General features: G+C 69.0%; 16 protein-coding genes and 2 pseudogenes. 13 read left to right on the forward strand and 5 right to left on the reverse strand.

What is annotated here, in order from left to right; all coding sequences use genetic code 11:
* Positions 1 to 26 precede the first annotated feature (26 nt).
* The 3 genes from OG747_RS50300 (at position 27) to OG747_RS50310 (ending at position 2,365) form a co-directional block, all read left to right on the forward strand.
* Complete coding sequence (locus OG747_RS50300; RefSeq protein ID WP_331743890.1) at positions 27 to 551, forward strand: SRPBCC family protein; 525 nt, start codon at positions 27 to 29, stop codon at positions 549 to 551.
* Positions 551 to 1,633 carry an LLM class flavin-dependent oxidoreductase gene (locus tag OG747_RS50305; RefSeq protein WP_331745009.1) on the forward strand — a complete coding sequence of 361 codons (1,083 nt, stop codon included), beginning with the start codon at positions 551 to 553 and terminating at the stop codon, positions 1,631 to 1,633. Before OG747_RS50300 ends, OG747_RS50305 begins: the two co-directional genes overlap by 1 nt.
* Positions 1,634 to 1,867: 234 nt before the next feature.
* Complete coding sequence (locus OG747_RS50310; protein ID WP_331743887.1) at positions 1,868 to 2,365, forward strand: helix-turn-helix domain-containing protein; 498 nt, start codon at positions 1,868 to 1,870, stop codon at positions 2,363 to 2,365.
* A gap of 213 nt (positions 2,366 to 2,578) precedes the next feature.
* On the opposite strand, the gene OG747_RS50315 is transcribed toward OG747_RS50310, so the two are convergent.
* The 3 genes from OG747_RS50315 to OG747_RS50325 all read right to left on the reverse strand — a co-directional run bounded on the left by OG747_RS50315 (position 2,579) and on the right by OG747_RS50325 (position 5,047).
* Positions 2,579 to 2,893, reverse strand: coding sequence for a hypothetical protein (locus OG747_RS50315; RefSeq protein WP_331743884.1), 315 nt, complete (start codon positions 2,891 to 2,893; stop codon positions 2,579 to 2,581).
* Positions 2,894 to 3,330: 437 nt separating this feature from the next.
* Entirely contained in the window at positions 3,331 to 3,936 is a 606-nt protein-coding gene (locus OG747_RS50320; RefSeq protein WP_331743881.1) for a CGNR zinc finger domain-containing protein, read from the reverse strand.
* Positions 3,937 to 4,198: 262 nt separating this feature from the next.
* Positions 4,199 to 5,047: an MBL fold metallo-hydrolase gene (locus OG747_RS50325; RefSeq protein WP_331743878.1), complete on the reverse strand. Its 849-nt coding sequence runs from the start codon at positions 5,045 to 5,047 to the stop codon at positions 4,199 to 4,201.
* Positions 5,048 to 5,473: 426 nt separating this feature from the next.
* Between OG747_RS50325 and OG747_RS50330 the strand changes: the two genes are divergently transcribed.
* From OG747_RS50330 to OG747_RS50355, 6 genes and pseudogenes are all read left to right on the forward strand, one after another.
* Positions 5,474 to 6,202: a flavin reductase family protein gene (locus tag OG747_RS50330; protein ID WP_331743875.1), complete on the forward strand. Its 729-nt coding sequence runs from the start codon at positions 5,474 to 5,476 to the stop codon at positions 6,200 to 6,202.
* Between the two features lie 8 nt (positions 6,203 to 6,210).
* Complete coding sequence (locus OG747_RS50335) at positions 6,211 to 7,395, forward strand: alpha/beta hydrolase (protein WP_331743872.1); 1,185 nt, start codon at positions 6,211 to 6,213, stop codon at positions 7,393 to 7,395.
* 60 nt (positions 7,396 to 7,455) lie between these two features.
* On the forward strand, positions 7,456 to 8,349 hold the full coding sequence (locus OG747_RS50340) for an alpha/beta hydrolase (protein WP_331743869.1): 894 nt from the start codon (positions 7,456 to 7,458) through the stop codon (positions 8,347 to 8,349).
* A gap of 32 nt (positions 8,350 to 8,381) precedes the next feature.
* Positions 8,382 to 9,170 carry an enoyl-CoA hydratase/isomerase family protein gene (locus OG747_RS50345; protein ID WP_331743866.1) on the forward strand — a complete coding sequence of 263 codons (789 nt, stop codon included), beginning with the start codon at positions 8,382 to 8,384 and terminating at the stop codon, positions 9,168 to 9,170.
* 390 nt (positions 9,171 to 9,560) lie between these two features.
* Positions 9,561 to 9,752, forward strand: a pseudogene (locus OG747_RS50350) (NAD-dependent malic enzyme); the annotation flags it as partial.
* A 112-nt stretch (positions 9,753 to 9,864) separates the two neighbouring features.
* Complete coding sequence (locus OG747_RS50355) at positions 9,865 to 11,112, forward strand: hypothetical protein (RefSeq protein ID WP_331743862.1); 1,248 nt, start codon at positions 9,865 to 9,867, stop codon at positions 11,110 to 11,112.
* A 135-nt stretch (positions 11,113 to 11,247) separates the two neighbouring features.
* Here OG747_RS50355 and OG747_RS50360 read toward each other — a convergent pair whose 3' ends face one another.
* Positions 11,248 to 11,565: a hypothetical protein gene (locus OG747_RS50360; protein ID WP_405886341.1), complete on the reverse strand. Its 318-nt coding sequence runs from the start codon at positions 11,563 to 11,565 to the stop codon at positions 11,248 to 11,250.
* A gap of 321 nt (positions 11,566 to 11,886) precedes the next feature.
* Here OG747_RS50360 and OG747_RS50365 point away from each other — a divergent pair, with 321 nt between their 5' ends.
* The 4 genes from OG747_RS50365 (at position 11,887) to OG747_RS50380 (ending at position 16,683) form a co-directional block, all read left to right on the forward strand.
* Positions 11,887 to 12,765: an alpha/beta hydrolase gene (locus tag OG747_RS50365; protein WP_331743856.1), complete on the forward strand. Its 879-nt coding sequence runs from the start codon at positions 11,887 to 11,889 to the stop codon at positions 12,763 to 12,765.
* Positions 12,762 to 13,379 carry a hypothetical protein gene (locus tag OG747_RS50370; protein WP_331743853.1) on the forward strand — a complete coding sequence of 206 codons (618 nt, stop codon included), beginning with the start codon at positions 12,762 to 12,764 and terminating at the stop codon, positions 13,377 to 13,379. Before OG747_RS50365 ends, OG747_RS50370 begins: the two co-directional genes overlap by 4 nt.
* Positions 13,379 to 14,944 (forward strand): hypothetical protein, encoded by a 1,566-nt coding sequence (locus OG747_RS50375; protein WP_331743850.1) that lies wholly within the window; start codon positions 13,379 to 13,381, stop codon positions 14,942 to 14,944. The genes OG747_RS50370 and OG747_RS50375 overlap by 1 nt, the downstream gene beginning before the upstream one ends.
* Positions 14,945 to 15,741: 797 nt before the next feature.
* Positions 15,742 to 16,683 (forward strand): D-2-hydroxyacid dehydrogenase family protein, encoded by a 942-nt coding sequence (locus OG747_RS50380; protein WP_331743847.1) that lies wholly within the window; start codon positions 15,742 to 15,744, stop codon positions 16,681 to 16,683.
* 720 nt (positions 16,684 to 17,403) lie between these two features.
* Here the strand turns inward: OG747_RS50380 and OG747_RS50385 are convergent.
* Positions 17,404 to 17,814 (reverse strand): annotated as a pseudogene (locus OG747_RS50385) (transposase); the annotation flags it as partial.
* Between the last annotated feature and the right edge of the window lie 431 nt (positions 17,815 to 18,245).

Raw genomic sequence — 18,245 nt, forward strand, 5'->3', positions numbered from 1 at the left:
CCACCGAATGAGGAGGCCACCGGGCCATGGAATGGACGGGCGCGCGCTACGCGGACAAGCCGACGGTCGAGGTGCCGATCTGGATCGCCGCCCCGCCGGAACGGGTATGGGGGCTGGTGACCGACATCGAGCTGATGCCGCGCCTGAGCGCGGAGTTGCAGTCGGTGGAGTGGCTGGACGGGGCGACACAACCCGCGCCGGGGGTCCGCTTCGTGGGCCGGAGCAGCCACGAGGCGCTGGGTGAGTGGGCCACCACCTCCCACGTTGTGGAGTACGAGCCGCCCAGGGTGTTCGCCTGGGCGGTTGAGGACCCCGAGCAGCCTTCGGCGATCTGGCGATTCACCCTCGACCCCAAGGACGGCGGGACGCTGCTGCGGCAGTGGATGCAGCTGGGACCGGGCCGCTCCGGTCTTTCGTTTGCCATTGACCGCATGCCGGAGAAGGAACAGAAGATCATCTTCGTGCGGATGCGGGAGTTCGAGACCAACATCAGCGTCACTCTCACGGCGATCAAGAAGCTTGCGGAGAAGTCCGGAAAGGCGAGTGTGTGATGCGTACGTCGACCACGATCGAGGCATCCGGGGGCAGCTGGCCGGAGACGGTGGACTTCGTCATCGAGGCGGAGAAGCTGGGCCTGAACATCTGCTGGGTGGCGGAGGCGTGGGGATCCGAGGCACCGTCGCCGCTGGGGTATCTCGCCGCCCGGACGGAGCGCATGCTGCTCGGCTCCGGGATCATCCAGCTCGCCACCCGCACGCCGATGGCCATCGCCCGAGCGGCGATCACCCTGTCGCAGATCTCCCAGGGGCGCTTCCTGCTGGGACTCGGCCCATCCGGCCCGCAGGTGATCGAAGGACTGCACGGCGTACCCTTCGACCGGCCGTTGTCACGGATGCGGGAGACCGTCGAGATCGTGCGGCAGGCCGCCGCGGGCGAGAAGGTCTTTCACGCCGGGCGGGAGTTCCAGATCCCGCTGCCCGGTGGGGATGCCAAGCCCATGCGCCTGTCAATGCGCGCCGAGCACGACATCCCGATCTACTTGGCGACCCTCTCGCCCAAGATGCTGCAACTGACCGGCGAGATCGCCGACGGCTGGCTCGGCACCAGCTTCGTACCCGAGGGCGCCAAAGAGGCCTACTTCGACCACCTGGACGCGGGCCTCACCGCTTCCGGCCGCTCACGCGCGGACTTCGACATCTGCCAGGGCGCCGAGGTGGCCTTCGCCAAGGACGAGGACGCACTGCGGGCGATGGTGGCCGGCCGGAAGAAGGAACTGGCCTTCAGTCTGGGCGGCATGGGCTCCGCGAGCACCAACTTCTACAACAACGCATACAGCCGCCAGGGCTGGGCCGACGTCGCCGCCGAGGTCCGCGAGCGCTGGCAGGCCGGCGACCGGGACGGCGCGGCCGAACTGGTCACCGACGAGATGGTGCTGGGCACCACGCTCATCGGCACCGAGGACATGGTGCGGGACCGGCTGCGGGTGTGGCGCGACGCCGGCGTCGACACCGTTCGTTTCTACCCCGCCGGCGAGACGCTGGACGCCCGGCTCACCACCCTGGGCCGGGCCCTCGACCTGGTCCGCGCCATGGAGCGCGAGCCGGGCCGGGCCGGGAACCCGAACGCTCGATGACGCCGTCCGTCAGGCCGGCGCTCGTGCTGATCAGCATCGACAAGCGGCACAAGGTCCGGTATCCGCATCCCCGGCCTGGGACACGCTGGACGACCACCGACGCGGGTACCGGAAGCACGACCACCGTTGCGTGTCGCCGCGGTGGCGACCACCCCTGCGGCTACCCACCGCTCGGCTTGCGGATTCACAGGTCCGAAATGCTGAGTCCTATGGTGAGACCTATATGCTGAGGCCATGAGGCGGACCTCTTTCGCGAACTGGCCGTGCTCAGTCGCGCGCACCATGGACATGCTCGGGGACTGGTGGACGCCACTGGTCCTGCGGGAGGCCTTCTACGGGATCAAGCGGTTCGACGCGTTCCAGCAGGAGCTCGGCATCGCTCGCAACACCTTGACCGACCGTCTCCGCCGCCTGGTCGATGAGGGCCTCATGGAGAAGAAGGCCTACCAGCACGAGCCGGTGCGCTACGACTACGTGCTCACGGAGAAGGGGCGCGACTTCTTCGGCGTGTTGGCTGCCATGAACACCTGGGGCAATCGCTGGCTCAGCGGCGAGCAGGGACCGCCGGTGGTCTTCCACCACGACCGCTGCGGTCACCAGAGCGACGCCGAGGTCGTTTGCGCCTCCTGTAAGGAACCGATGACAGCCGACGACACCCACCCGCGCCTCGGCCCCGGCTATCCCCCGCACCTCGCCGAGCGCCCGGACATCCAGAGCCGCTTCACCGCCTGAGAGGGGCCCAGGCCCTCATCGGCGCCGAGGCGGCCGCGGCGCGTCCGGGGGCGTTCCCTCGCTGACCGCGTCTCTTCACGGCGGAGCGTGTCGTTCAGGGGGCGGTCTGGTAAACGACGGTTGTGGTCAGGCAGGCCTCGACGAACTGAGTCAGCACGGCATGCCTGCGAGCAGGACAGCACGTCGCGATGCGACTGAAGACCGGACAGCAGGTTACGAAGGGAGGCTGTTCATTGCGGCTTCGGCCAGGTTCGGCCACTGTTTGGCGTGGCGCTCAGGAACAGCGACCCAGTCCTTGAAGGGGTGGTTTTTGAAGGATGGGTCGAAGAGTTCAGCCCCGCGCAGAGCGAGGGCTTCGGCGTGGGCGGGGGTGCCCTCGCCGAGTTTGAAGGCGAGGTTGTCGCCCAGGAGGCAGGCGAAGGCTTTGTCGTGGGCTTTGAGGGCTCGTTTGCCGAACAGGATGCCGGTGGTGACACCGCGGGGCGCCAGGTCGGCAGCGATGCCGTCGAAGAGTTCATCGGGGGTCATGGGCGGATGTCCTTGTCCTGGTGGAGTGCGCTGGTCGCATCGGCCGGATCAGGAGTCGCGTTCAGCCTGGTTGCCCTCGTGAGCGGTGCGAGATCGCAGGCAGCTGCTCCTTCGGTCGTGCGGCCAAGACGGCGCACAAGGTCGTCCTGCGCTGCGGGCAGCAGATGCCTTCCAGCGGTCCGCCTTCTTGAAACCGGTTCCAGCGCCGTCAGGCCGACGTAGGGGTCGCCGGCCATCGCGTGCGGGCGTCGTCGCAGCACAGCGCTGATGCTGCAGGCGGGTTGCCGCAGCCCGGGCGACGAGCTCGGCCCCCGAACTGCGCTACCGCCTGATCCGGTGGACCCGCCGAGCCGCCGTTTTCTGAGACCCCATGCTTCGGGCCCGGCGCCCGGCAGGTGCGCGCTCCGCCGGCACACCACGCGCCGGAGAGTCGGCTGTCAGACCTGGTCGGCGCCGGCCCGCTTGCGCGCACGATAGTTGCGCAGGTTGGCCGCGTTGCCGCAGACGTGGACGTCGTGCCAGACGCCGCTGTTGTTGCGGGAGCGGTCGTAGAAGGCAGCCAGGCAGCGCGTGTTTCGGCAAGACTTCAGGCGGCGCAGTGTGTCGGTGCACTGCGCCTGGTAGGCCTCGATGAGGGCGAGTGACGCCGCCTGCCGCCATCCCGTACCGCGGGGCTCAGCGTGGATGGCCCCGTGCTCGTCGAGCCGCAGACCGGTGGGCAAAGTCATCAGTGAAGCCGCCGGGCCGGGCTCCGTCGCCGAGTCACCGAGCTGGGCGTGGAGGATCTGGCCCAGGTCATGGCGGAAGTCGCGGAGGCCCTGCACGTCCTCGGCTGTCAGTTCGATGCCGGGTGCGGGCCGGTGGGTCACGCCACTCCAGCTCTTCAATGCCTGGTCAAGCCAAGCACGGGCGCCCTCGGCGGTCTGCAGAAGGTCGGGCTCCCGGGGCTTACCGGCGGACAGTGTGTTGAGCAGGTCCTGCACGAAGGCCAGCCCGCCCGGGGCGGGCTCCAGGCCGTATCGGGCTGTCGCAGTCCAGGACATTCGCGGATCTCTTTCGGTGACGACAGCTACGGCAACATGTCCATAGCCTATTTACTTATTACGTTTGGAAGTGTAACTCCCCGAATGACGAGCGTCAGCTCCCCGAAGTTCCACGTAGGGTCCGGTCGGTTCGCCCATGCAGGCTGCGCCGCTCGGGTGAGTCGCGAACAGAAGCAACCGGACGACGGATACGCACTCAGCTGACGCCTCCGTGCCCCGGGCGCCCCGACCATTGCGTGACCGGGCGGCCAGGCCCGGCCGCTCAGCCCTTGGCGGACCTCGCCGAGCCCCACAGTGCGCCCTGGTTGATCCGGCCAGGATGCAGTTCCAACATGCCGCGGTAGAGGTCGAGAGTGGTCGTGGCGCGCTCTGCGACCGCCTCGAAGTCGTGGATATAGCGCCGGGTCTCGGCGATTGTCTTCGGGTCGTCAGGGCGGTCGGGGTTCTTGTGTCCCGCGACCACCGCTTCTGGCTCCAGCGCGGCGATGGTGTCGAGCGCGTCCAGCCAGGCTCGGCGGCCCTCGGCGGGCGATTCGGCGAGGTAGAGGTGCACATCGTTGTAGACGGCGTCTCCGGCCACGACCAGGCCGATCGACGGCACGTGCAGACAGGTGGTGTCATCAGTGTCCGTGTGCCCGAGTCCCACGACGACGAGGTCGTGACCCTCCAGCTCCAGCCGATCGCCGGCCAGCGGCTCCGCGGCCACGAGCCTGTCCGGGATCTGGCCGGGGAAGCGCTTGTCCCAGAACGACGCGACGAACTCCGGTGCCATCTGCTTCTTCATCTGCTCCACCACCGCCGGCGTCGCCACTGCGCGCGCCCCCGGGAAGCGTTCAAGAAGGGTGCCCAGCCCGAACCAGTGGTCACCGTGCCCGTGGGTCACGAAGACCGTCGTGAGGTTCATGCCGCTCGCCGCAACCCAGTCGGCCAGCCGGTCGGCCTGCTCGGCAGTCATCAGCGCGTCGACCAGCACCGCATCGCGCTCGCCAGTGATCAGCGTGGCCGTGATGGGCGACCACATGCGCCGGGGGACGTCGGGCGGCAGGTCCGCGATCTCGGTGGGGATCGACGGCGCTACGTGGACACTCCAGCTCAGTTGCGCTCCGGGCATGATCGCTTCCTTGGGGCTCAGAGGCACCCACGAGGTGGCTGTAACCGATCAGCCATGTCGACACCCGTGGACGCTGCCTGGTCTGTCGTGCTTCTCCAGTCGAAAGTAACGCGAATAAACGACACAGTCAATAGATGTATGCCTATGTTGCGCATTCCGCACCGTAGCCGTCCTCGCGCAGGCCTCGACTTCCCGCGTGCAAGCAGTGCCCGCCGGTACGCGACCAGACAGCCCCGGCGGCCATGCATCACGCCTCACAAGGGGGCCACCATGACCGCAGAGGCTCGCGTCACACACGGGCGACATAACTAACGGGCATATACTTATGTCGGCCGAGCGTTACACATTTGGCCAGGCGTTCGGCACCGCCGCGCGGGCCGCTTCTCTCCGGCGTGGACCGCGCCTCAACCCGATGGAGGTCTGACGATGATCATTGACGCTGCGGAACTCGACGCCGCCCACGCGTACAAACTGCTGATCGGAAGCATCATCCCGCGCCCCGTGGCCTGGGTCAGCACGGTGTCCACCGAGGGCGTGGCCAACCTCGCGCCCATCTCCTTCTTCACCGCCGTCGGCAGGAAGCCGCCCATGGTCTCGATCACGCTGCAGCCGCAGGCGGACGGCGTCACGCTGAAGGACACCTTCATCAACATCCGTGACACCGGCGAGTTCGTGACCAACCTGGTGACGCTGCCGCAGGCGGACGCCATGCACGGTTCGGCGTTCGGGTTCGAGTCGGACGTCGACGAGTTCGAGGCGCTCGGCCTGGGCAAGGAGCCGTCCGAGGTGGTGCGCGCCCCCCGGGTCAAGGATGCGCCGATCTCCTTCGAGTGCGTCGTCGACCGGATCATCCCTGTCGGGGACGACGGGGTCGACCACGTGGTCTGGGGCCGGGTGGTGCGCTTCCACGTCCGGGACGACCTCTACCTGGAGCGGGGCCGAATCGACACCGCCGCCCTGCCGGCCGTGGGACGCCTGGCCGCCGAGTACACGCTGGTCGAGAACGTCTTCACCACCCCCCTGGACAAGGAACTGCTGGAGGCGAAGCACGGCCTGCGGATGCAGCGCCTGGACGGACGGCCCGCCGACTGGTCCCCGATCGACACCAAGGCGTGGTCCCCCTCGGGCGAGGTCAGGGTCGCTCCCGGAAAGTGAGCACAGCAATGAGGACAGAGCGGATCGGAACGAGCGATGTGCGGTTCCGGCGGCAGGGCGAGGGAGACTTCGCCGTGGTGTTCGTCCACGGCTTCCTGGACGACCAGTACGTCTGGGACGGCCTGATCGGCGAACTCACCACCCCCGGCATCGAATGCGTCACCCTCGACCTGGCCGGGAGCGGGGACCGCACGCAGGCGAGCGGGCCGTTCACCTACGACCGGTTCGCCGACGAGGTGGGCGCCGTGGCCGACGCCCTCGGCAAGCCCTTCGTGATCGTCGGGCAGAGCATGGGATCGGCGGTGGCCGAGCTGGTGGCCGCACAGCGCCCCGACCAGGCTCTCGGCCTGGTCCTGGTCACCCCGCTCCCGCTGGCCGGCACCCGGCAGCCCGACGAGGTGATGGACACCTTCCGTTCCCTGGGCGGCGACGGCGACGCGCAGCGCGCGGTCAGGACGCAGCTGTCGGCCGCGCTGGCGGAGGCCGACCTCGACCGGCTGGTGGTGAGCGGCACGCGGATGCGTCCCGAGACCGTGCGGGACGCCGCCGACTGCTGGAACAACGGGCACCCGGCGGGCGAGCAGTCCAGCCGGTACACGGGGCCCGTGCTCATCGTGCGCGGCGAGGACGACGGTCTCGTCACCGACGAGCTGGTCGCCCAGGGGGTCGCGCCGCGGTTCGCCGCGCCCGAGACGGTCGCGGTCGGCCAGGCCGGGCACTGGGCCCACCTGGAGCAGCCGGCCACCGTCGCGGGTCACCTCGACCGCTTCCTGGCCGGTGTGCTGCCCGCCGTGCGCGCGTCGGGCTGGACCAACGCCTTCGAGGAGAAGTCGGCCAACGCGTTCAGCGAGGCGTTCGCCGCCGGCGTGACGCTGGAGGCGAGCGCGCTCACCCGCACGGTCGAGGGCCGGGACCTGGTCAAGAACGTGATGGCCGCGGCGAGCACGATCTACGACTCGCTCGTCTTCACCCAGGAGACCGTCAGCGGGGAGCGCTCCTACCTGGAGTGGCAGGCCACCGCGTTCGGCGGCACGCAGATCGACGGCGTGACGATCCTGACGAAGAACGCGGACAGGCAGATCGTCCGGGCCGCCATCCACCACCGGCCGCTCGGCGCCGTCCACCGGTTCTCCGCCGAACTGGGCCGCAGGCTTGAGGGCGTGCTCGACGCCGAGTACTTCCACCAGGGCTGAGCCCCCGTTTCCGTCATTCCGACCAGGGCCCGGCCCTGGTCGCACCGAGGAGGTTGTTCCATGGTCCAGCGCGAGGATGTCGCTTTCCACGCCGACGGCGGGGTCACGCTGCGCGGCTGGCTCTTCCTGCCGGACGGTCCCGGCCCGCACCCGGCGATCACCATGGCCCACGGCTACGCCGGGGTCAGGGACCACGGCCTGGAGCCCTTCGCGCGGGCCTTCGCCGAGGCGGGGTTCGTCGTCCTGCTGCACGACCACCGCAACTTCGGTGTCAGCGACGGCCTTCCCCGGCAGGACATCGACCCCTGGCGGCAGATCGCCGACTGGCGCCGCGCCATCTCCTACCTGGAGAGCCGGCCCGAGGTCGACGCCGGCCGGATCGGCCTGTGGGGCACCAGCTACGCCGGCGGCCACGCGATCGTGCTGGGCGCCACCGACCGCCGGCTGCGCGCCGTGGTCTCCCAGGTCCCGACCATCAGCGGCTTCGAGCAGGGGCGGCGCCGCATCGCGCCGGAGGCGGTCACGAAGCTGGAGGCGGCCTTCGACGAGGACGAGCGCGCCCAGGCCCGCGGCGAGGCCCCCCGCACCCAGGCCGTCGTCGGCGACGACCCGGCGGTGCCCGCCTCCTACCGGACGCAGGACGCCATCGACTTCTACCTCCAGCCCGTACCGGAGGGCGTGTGGAGCAACGAGGTCACGGTCCGCTCCAACCGGCTGGCCCGTATGTACGAGCCCGGGACCTGGATCACGCGGGTCTCCCCCACGCCGCTGCTCATGGTGGTCGCCGAGAACGACACCGTGACCCTCACCGACACGGGGCTCACAGCCTTCGAACAGGCCCTGGAGCCCAAGCGGCTGCAGATGATCCCCGGCGGCCACTTCGACCCGTACACCACCGAGTTCGACCAGGCGAGCACCGGCGCCCTCGACTGGTTCCGCCGGCACCTCTCCTGACGAGGGCCCCCGACAGAGTGCAAGGACGAACCATGCCCCATCTGACCTACTCCATCGACGACGGCCTCGCCACGCTGGTCCTGACCAACCCGCCGCAGAACCGCATCGACCCGCGGATGGCAACCGACCTCGCCGAAGCGCTGGAGGCGATCGGCCACAGCGACGCCCGCGCGGTCCTGGTGCGCGCCGAGGGCCCGGACTTCAGCTTCGGCGGCGACATCGTCGAGTGGCCGGATGCGGACGTACGCGAACTGCGGACCCTCTTCGAGCGCTACATGCAGGTCTTCAACCAGCTCGAGCGGCTCCCGCTGCCGGTGATCGCCGCCGTTCACGGGCTGTGCTTCGGCGGCGGTCTGGAACTCGCGCTCCGCGCCGACGTGATCTTCGCCGGCGAGACGGCCCGCTTCGGCCACCCCGAGCAGACCCTGGGCATCGTCACCCTGCTCGGCGGGATCTACCGGGTCGCCGAGCGTGCGGGCCGGGCACGCGCCGCGGAATGGGCACTCACCTCCGAGCAGGTGCCCGCCAGGGTCATGGCAGACGCCGGTGTCGTCAACCGGGTCGTCGCCGACGACGCCCTGCTGGCCGAGGCGACCGCCTTCGCTCGCAAGGCGGCCAAGGGACCCACCCGCGCCTACGCCGCACACAAGGCCCTGCTGCGCGCCTGGGCCGTCGGCGGCGTCTCCGCCGCGGACGAGGCGATGTTCGACATCGCCATGCCGCTGTTCGAGACCGACGACGTCACCAAGGGCCTCGCCTCCGCCGTCAAGGCCTTCAAGGCAAAGCAGCCCCGGCCCGCCGTCGACTTCCAGGGCCGCTGACCGGCCCCGGGCCCACCCCACCCCCCACCACCACAGAAAACTGCAGGACCCCTCCCCCAGGCACCGCGCCCCCCCTGCCGCCGGCACCCGCCGATGAACGGTGGGTACCAGGTGCACGGCACCCACCGTGACTGGCACCCATGACCGGCACCGGGGCCCGGGCCGGGCCGGGCCGGCCGCAAGGCCCCCCGGCACCACGGCGCACGGCGCCGACACGACAGTGCACGGCGCCGGCCCGCCGCCGCGGGCGCCTGCCCGTCCCGGCCGGCCGCCCGCGAGCAACCGCGCCGTCCCGTACGGCACCAGCCCGGGGGAACGGACCTCCACCGCAGCCCTCGCGCCTGCCTGCCCAGGGCAGACAGGCGCGACGCGCACGAAGGAACAGCAGTCATGAACACAGAAAGCACCACGTCAGCCGAGCACCGCGAAGCCGCCGGCCGGGACAGCAAGCCGGTCTTCGCGCTGCACCGCCGCGGCAAGATGGCGATCACATCGACCGTGCCGCTGCGCGACAGCGACGACCTCTCCCTCGCCTACACCCCCGGCGTCGCCGAGGTGTGCACCGCGATCGCCGAGCAGCCCGCGGTCGCCGAGGCCGTCGCCACCGCCGCCCGGCTCGAAGAGGTGGCCCGGCGGTGAGCCCCCCAGCGGTGTGACCACGAACGGTCCCGCTGTCGTCGATCCACCACCAGTCATGGAGAAACCCGGAGTGCATCCCCAGCCCCACCCCCCGCATCACAGGCGCCGCCATCCCGTCCGCGTCTGGCTGCAGCCGTTCCTGATCGGCCTGGTCATCGTCTCGGCGTTCGTCAGCTGCTATGTCGGACTCATGCGCGACCCCCAGCCCCACCGGATCCCCGTGGCGGTCACGGGACCGCAGCTGGCGAACAAGGTCCAGCAGGCCCTGGGCGACTCGATCGACGTCCGGCGCGCCGACTCCACCACCGAGGCACGCGACGCGCTGCGCCACCGCGACGTCGTGGCCGTGCTCGGCACCGGCCCTCACGGCAAAGACCTCAAACTCGACGTCGCGAGCGCGAACGGCCTGTCCACGACCACCGCGGTCACCAAACTCGTCACCGCCTACGCACACGGCGCCGACCAGCACCTCAGCGTCTCCGACATCGTGCCGCTCGACCGGTACGACGCCCGCGGCCTGGCCGGGTTCTACGTCTCCTTCGGAGTGACCCTCTCCGGCTTCGCCCTCGCCCAGAACGTCGTGGGACTCAGCAGCCTGCTCCACCTGCGCCACCGCTTCACCCTGCTGGCCGCCTTCGCCGCAGCGTCGGGCCTTGTCGCGGCCGCCATCGCCGGCCCCATCCTGGGCGCCGTCCCCGCGTCGTATCTCCCCCTCGCCTTCGTCCTGGCCCTGCTGGCCGCCGCCGCGGCCTTCACCACGAAAATGCTGGCCACCTACGTCGGCCCCCTCGGCATCCCCCTCGCCACCCTGCTGCTGCTGACCGTCGGCAACTCCACCAGCGGCGCAACCGTCGGCACCGACCTGATGCCCAGCGGAGCCCGGACCCTGTCGGAGCTGCTGCCCCCCGGCGCCGCCGTCCGCGCCATCGCCGACCTCAGCTACTTCCAGAGCTCCCACGTCCTCGCCCCGCTGGCGACACTCATCCTGTGGGCCGCGGGTTCCGCAGTCCTGCTGGCCTTCCACACCACCAAACAACGCCCGGCAGCCCCCGCACCGCCCCAGCCCCAGACCGCCCCGAACCCGCACCTGTCCGGCAATGACCGCCCCACACCACACCGGGCCACAACCGACTACGCACCCACACTGCCCTGGGCCGGCACCGACGACACACCCACAACCCACTGGGCCGGCACCGACGAAAGACACTTCGCACCGGGCAACGGCACCACGCGGCACCACGCGGCACCCGGCGTTCACGTGCCGCCGAAAGAACCCGACACGAACGCTGAAAGGTTCGTCTGATTCCGTCTGACCGATGTGACAACAACCAGGAGAACGCCACGGCACTGCACCACCAGCGCGCGCCCACCCGCCCCGGTCAGGTGCGGACATCTTGTGTAGGGCGTGAGCGGGTCGAGTTTGTTGGGGAGTCGGCGCCTACGGCCCTTGACCATGTCCTGCCGGCGGGCGGCCCGGGCGTACCGCTGGACGGTGTGCCGTCCCCCAGCCCAGGTGGCGGGCGACGCGGCGCAGGCCCATGCCCTGGGCGAGGCGATCGTGGACGAGGGCGTCATGGGCGCGGCCCCGCTCGGAGAACGTGCCGGCCGGATCGTCTGCTTCGTCGCCCTGACCGGGGGCCACCTCGGCAGGCGTCTCCCACTCGGGCTCGGGTTCCGGGGTGGGCGGTGACAGATCACGCAGGCACGAGCGGTGGGCGGCGACGGTCGACGACGAACCGGTCGGCGGACCGGTCATTCGCTGCATGCGACGTGGCGGCGCTGCACCGTAGCTTCGGATTCGTTGAGTGCCTCAGCCCAAGCGGTGTACACGCGGCTCACGAGAGTCAAGAAGCCGCCCTGCGCGAGGGGAAGTAGCGTGGGATCTAGGCTCAGATACAGGCAAAACGCCGCATACAGGTAAAACGCGGCACCGGCGGGCCCACGCCCGGTGGGGCGTGATGGCGATCTGGCCCGGCTGGGGGCTCTGGTTGCCCTGTCCCGGACGGGAGCCGCGCATCTGTCCGTGCGGGGCGAGGCGGGGATCTACAAGCGAGCGTAAGGGAAGAGATGATTGATCATGTCGTCCAGCGACATCGCGCTGACCGCCCCGAACCAGTCTGTTGAGGCACCTAACGGCGTCAGCTACACCTACCGGCGGTTCGGCACTCCCTCCCCCGGCGTGCTCCCGCTGGTGATGCTGCAGCACTTCCGCGGCAACCTGGACAACTGGGATCCGCTCCTTCTCGGCGCCCTCGCGTCCGGCCGCGAGGTCATCCCGGTCGACAACGCCGGGGTCGGCCTGTCGTCCGGGACGGTGCCGCACACCATCACCGAGATGGCCCGCGACGCCATCGCCTTCATCGAGGCGCTCGGGCTGAGCCGGATCGACCTGTTCGGGTTCTCCATCGGCGGGATGGTCGCCCAGGAACTCACCCTGATCCGCCCCCAGTTGGTCCGCCGGCTCGTGCTGGCCGGCACCGGGCCGCAAAGCGGCCGGCTGATGCACGGCTGGATCAACGACGTCCAGGCCCTCGCCAATGTCGCCGACAACCATCCCGAGGATCTGCTCTCCCTGTTCTTCGAAGTCACCCCAACCAGCCAGCAAAAAGGCCGGGAGTTCCTGGAACGGCGCGCCGCCCGCACGGAAGACCGCGACAAGCCCGCCGGCCTGCAGGCCCGCGACGCTCAAATGGACGCCATCACCGAATGGGGCATCCCCGAGCCGTCCCGGCTGAACCGGCTGGCCGGGATCACCCAGCCGGTTCTGATCGCCAACGGCGACAACGACATCATGATCCCGACCCCAAACTCCTGGCTGCTGGCCCAGCACCTGCCCAACGCGCGCGTCCGGATCTACCCCGACTCCGGCCACGGCTTCCTCTTCCAGTGGCCCGAGCAATTCGCCGCACTGGTCCACAGCTTCCTGTCCGGAGCCGGCGAAGAAAAGGCCCCATGATGGACACGACCAGCAAGCTGCACAGGCAGCAGCGAGCGTCACATGCGGCGGCGGTCACCGGGCTGCGGGTGCTGCTGTGGTGGCTCGGGCACCGGCTGGTGCTGGCGTCACGGTTCAGCGCGCCGGTCCGGTCGCAGATCACGCGCAGTCTCACGGTCGAAATCTCCGCGGACGACGGTCCCGCGCGGCACTGGGACTTCGACGGTCAGCGGCGCCGCGTCTCCACCTCGGCGGGCAGGGCCGAGGCACCCGACTTCGCGGTCCGCTTCCCCGGCAGCGGTCACGCGCTTCGTGACCTGATGTCGCGCGATGCGATCGATGCCATCATGCGTGACCGCATCCGCGGAACCGTCCGCGTCGAGGGCAACCATCTGCTCCTGATGTGGTTCCGCGGCCTGATCCGGAAAGTGGTGCCCATCGGCGGGGCCGGTCCTGCCCGGCGGGCCCTCCCGGGCGCGTACGTGGCACACGACCCGGCCTCGAACGGCGTCGAGAAGATCACGATCGAGCCGGCCGTGCGGCAGCTGGATCCGGCCTGGACCGGTGCCTGGAACGCGCGGGCCAAACTGTGGATCGTGCGCGGGGCCAACGGCGAACCGCTACGGGAGCCGTGATGAGCACGCGCGCCGAGACCCCCGAGGCGGGAACGCCCATGGCCGGGCTGAACGACCGCGCGCTGGGCTGGCTGCGGTTCATGTGGGACAAGGCGACGACCCCTGACGACTGGAGTGACCGGGGCGAGCCCCACCCGTGGTGGGATCGCTACACCGCGCCGCCGATGTGCTCCTTCCCCCGATTCGACCTCCACTACATGTCGTACGCGCTTCCGGTCATGCTCGAAGCGACCCCGGCGTGGCGGGAGGCCTACACCCGGATCGCGGATGAGCTCATCCGCCGTTATGTCTCGTTCTGGGGCGCGGTCGACTGGTGCACACTGATCGGGCCTGATCCCGGTGTGGACCGCTACCCGCCTGAGTGGCTGGCCTTCATCCCCGAACCGCTTCGCGGCCGCTACGCGCCACCGGGATGGACAGGGAACGGGGTCGAACCATGGGGGCTGCAGCCGGACCCCGTCGGCGCCGACGGGAACGTGTTCTACCGGGGCTGGCTGAACCTGCTCCTCGGGATACGCCACTACGTTTCCGGAGAGGCCACCGAACACCAACCACTCGATATCACCGGCTACCAGAACCGCCAGTTCACCTGGACCCACGCGCGGATCGCGGAGTTCATCTCCGCCCAGTTCCGTACCCGCCCGCAGGGCCCGCACTGCGAGAACACGAAGATCTGGCCGTTCTGCGTCAGCGCCGCCGGACTCGGGCTGAAACTCTACGACGCGCTGCTCGGAACCACCCTGCACGAGCCGTTCCCGCACTGGGTCGACTACACCCGCCGGCACTACATGAGCCTGACCCGCACCGGCGAGCTGCGCACCTTCGCGCTCTACTACGACCCGATGGAACAACGCCTCCACACACTGCCCGGGCCCTCCGTAGCCCACGGGGTGTTCCCCTGCCTGCTGTATCTCTACCCGCAGGACCGCGAGTTCGCTCTGTGGATCTACGACCTGGCGATGCGGCGACTCGGCTGGAACAACCCGGATCTACCGCTGAGCAAGCTCCACCCGGACCCCAACCACCTCAGCACGGCCATGTGGATGGCACATGAGGTAAAGGACACCACCACCGAAGACCGCATCCGGGACTTCGTCGAGCGTGAATACCAGCCCCGGTTCTTCGGCGAGGAGAACGACCGTTTCGCATTCTGGTTCGGCTACGACTCCACCTGGCCCCGCGGGCAGGTCAACGCCACCCTGATGCTCGCCGAGAGCGGCAGCCCGGGAGCGTGGTGGCGGATCTTCAACGAACCCCGGCTCGCGCCGGCGCCGGAGCCAGAGCTCCGCGGTGTCGACTACCCCAACATCGGCATCCGCCGCGCCCAGAACGACATGGCCCACCGTGTCCTCGGCATCGAGACCACAGCCGCCACGCCCTCACAGCGAGGACATTCCACCAGTTTCACGATCGACCAGCTCGCCAGCCCTGCTGAGGTGTCGGTCACCGTCGACGGTCAGGACTCGGCCGGCTGGCACGTCACTGGCCGCAATTCCATCCGGCTCGACCTGGACATCGGCGACCACCAGATCCGCGTCGCCTTCCCGCGCGGCAGCTCCCGGTAGAGCAGTCCCCGCACATGAAAGGTGCCGTCATGACGCCCGCGTCCGCCTTGGCAGCCGCGCTCATCGAAGATCCGCTCAACGGAGTCCGCCTGATCGCAGAGGGCAAAGGACGCATCGGCCGTAGTCCATCGTCCGCATGGCGGCCTCTGCCAGCGCGTCGGCACTCACCACACCGAGACCCCGTCGGTCCGCTGTTCGGCGTCGGCTTCTGCTGAGGTGGCTGGGCGGCGCCGGGCCCGGGACGTGCACCTCGACCTGGCAACCGGTCGGCAGCAGCTCCACCAGCTGGTCCACACCACCATCTACCAGCCGACTTGGACCATACGGATGACACCGGTGCGGTGGCCTGACTCGTCCTCGCCTCAACGCGGCAACCCGAGCAAGCTCAGCGGCCGACTGCCGCCCACGCTCCGGCCGCGCTCCGGCCGCGCCTCCCGCCCAACCCCTGCCGTCGCCCGATGTCTCGCCTCCGGTACTCCGTAGCACACACGGTCACGGAGACCACGTGCCGCACGTGATTCCTCTTACCAAGGCATGCGTGCGAACCTGGAATGCATCGGAACGTCTGACCCTTGTGCCGTCACCACACACTCTTCCTACCGGATCGGCTCTCTCCGGACACCCGTTCGCCTCCTTCCCCCGCGGGCGGCTGGACGGGGTACCGCATCGTCGCTCTCGGCGTTCTGATGGCGGCCGAGCCAGTCCGCCACCTGCCCTCGCCGGACCAGCCGCGCCAGGAAGGTCAAACCCCACCCACCGACACTTCGGTCCGATTGGCAAAAGTGGGAGGATTCCGCATGAGAATCGCGATTCTGGACGACTATCAAGGCGTTGCGCTGGGCCTGGCCGACTGGGATTCGCTCCACGCCGAGGTCCATGTCTTCACTGAACCCTTCGAAAACGAGGGGGCGGTTGTGACGGCGCTCGCCGAGTATGAGGTAGTGGTGGCCATGCGAGAGCGGACTCCCTTTCCGTCCGCAACCCTGAATAGATTGCCACGTCTGAAGTTGCTCGTCACCACCGGGCCGGTCAACGCGGCAATCGATCTGGATGCCGCACACCGTTCGGGTATCACCGTGTGCGGTACGGGGTATTTCTCGTACCCGACGGTTGAACTCACCTGGGGGCTCATCCTTTCCGCGGCACGCTTGATCCCACAACAGGTGGACTCCGTTCGCCGAGGTGGATGGCAAGAGGGGCTGGGGTCGAGCCTTAGGGGTGCCACTCTGGGAGTGCTGGGCCTCGGGCGATTGGGGACCGCGGTAGCGGAGATTGGGCGCGCATTCGGCATGCAGACCATTGCCTGGAGCAAGAACCTGACACCCGTGGACGCGCAGGCGAAAGGAACGACATACGTTTCGCGAGACGAATTGTTCATGCGCTCCGATGTGCTGAGTATTCACGTAGTACTCAGTGAGCGCACTCGAGGCCTCGTCGGTGAGCGCGAACTGGGCCTCATGAAGTCGACGGCGATTTTGGTGAATACCTCGCGCGGGCCTGTGGTGGACGAGGCGGCGCTGCTCAGGGCATTGGCCGAGAAGAGGATTGGTTCAGCGGCGCTGGATGTCTTCGATCGCGAACCCCTGCCGGCCGATCACCCTCTGCGTTCACTGAACAATGCTGTGGTGACACCCCATATCGGCTACGTAAGTCGGGATCTGTATGAGGTCTTCTATCGGGACGCGGTCGAGGACATCGCCGCATGGAATGCCGGAACGCCTGTTCGCACGCTGTCTTGACGGTCCGCAACGTGCTCCCGGAAAGCACCGTCGCCCCCTGCCCGATCCGCGCCACATCCGTCTGCGGATCACTTCGCTTGCAAGGTTGAGGGGTCTCGCGTTTTCCGGACAGGCGTCCGGAGCGGTTTCGGCTATCGTAGTGATGCCTGTGATGTGGCAGTGGATGAAGCCGATCTCGGCGAATACTTTTGCCGCGGCCTGCACGAGCCGGGCCCTGGTTGCCCATCCCCGCGGCGTCAACTCAAGCGCGACCGCAGTGCCGAACCCCGGCGAGTCCTCGTTGCTCATCCAGTCTCAACCTTTCCGCCGACGAGCACACGAGACGTGCATGCGACTTCTGTCTACGCCCGCGCACCGCCGGTTCCTGATCGCTCTCCAGGACCGGGCCCCGGAGTTCACCAGCGAGGGGCGCCTTCGGCCAGTTGGAGTTCGCCCCTGCCGAAGGGCCAGCAACTGCAGCGGGAAGGGAGGAGAAACATCATGACGTCGTCGTCCTCACCGGCCACCGTGGTACTCCTCCACGGGGCCTTCGCGGATGCTTCCAGCTGGTCCCGGGTCCTGGACCACGTGCGCGCACCAGGTTGAGCGGTGCGGCCATCTGCCGGTGCCCGCCCGTATTACCTTCGCCCACGAGGATGTGACACTTCAGCGCCGAGTGTCACATCCTCGTGCCTCACCACTCGGGCGCCTGCGCTCCCCGCGCACCTCCTAATGATGTTGTCAAGTCGCCACTGTGGCTGGGAGTGCGCTTTGACAGCACCGTCCGTCACGGATCAGGGCCCACAGGACATTGACCCGCCGTCGGGCCAGGGCGAGGACTGCCTGGGTGTGCCGTTTGCCCTCGGTGCGTTTGCGTTCGTAGTAGCGGCGGGAGGCGTCGCAGCTGCGGATGCTGATGAGCGCGGAGGTGTAGAAGACGCGTTGCAGGCCGCGGTGGTAGCGCCGGTGCAGGTTGCCGCTGACGTTGCCGGAGTCGCGGGGAACCTGGGCGAGGCCGGCGAGGCCGGCCAGGCGGTCCGCGCTCGTGTAGCGGGTCATGTCGCCGCCTGTGGCGGCCAGGAACTCCGCGCCCATCAGCGGGCCGATGCCGGGCATGCTCTCGATCACTTCGGCGAGGCCGTGCTCGCGAAAGGGCATCAGCCCCTCGGGCACCAGCGGATCGCCGGTCCTCTGAGCCAACTCCGCCCACCGCAGGCGTCGCCAGCCGGGTCCGGGGTGCTCGGCGCGGCGCCGACTTCCCCGTCCACGTCGCAACTGGAGTACGCACGGGTTCCTGCGCGGACACCACGGCCGTGATCGAGCGAAGTCGGCAGGCAGAAGACCCGTGTTCGAGGTGTCGCTCCGGACACCGGCCGCTACCACCGACCGTCGGCCCACAGCGATGCGGCCCAATCCCTTGCACCCTGACGCGCTATGAAGGTGGGAGGCGACGGTGTCGCGCCCCTCATCGTCCCCGATCCGGCGGTGCGCACCGAGTTTTGAGAAACGTTTTACGCGACGCAGGCAACTGCGGTCCACGCCCTCGCTGTCTGATACGGAGTCGGGCCCGTCAGGGCCGAAGA

This window comes from Streptomyces sp. NBC_01384, from assembly GCF_045040035.1.
Lineage (GTDB): Bacteria > Actinomycetota > Actinomycetes > Streptomycetales > Streptomycetaceae > Streptomyces.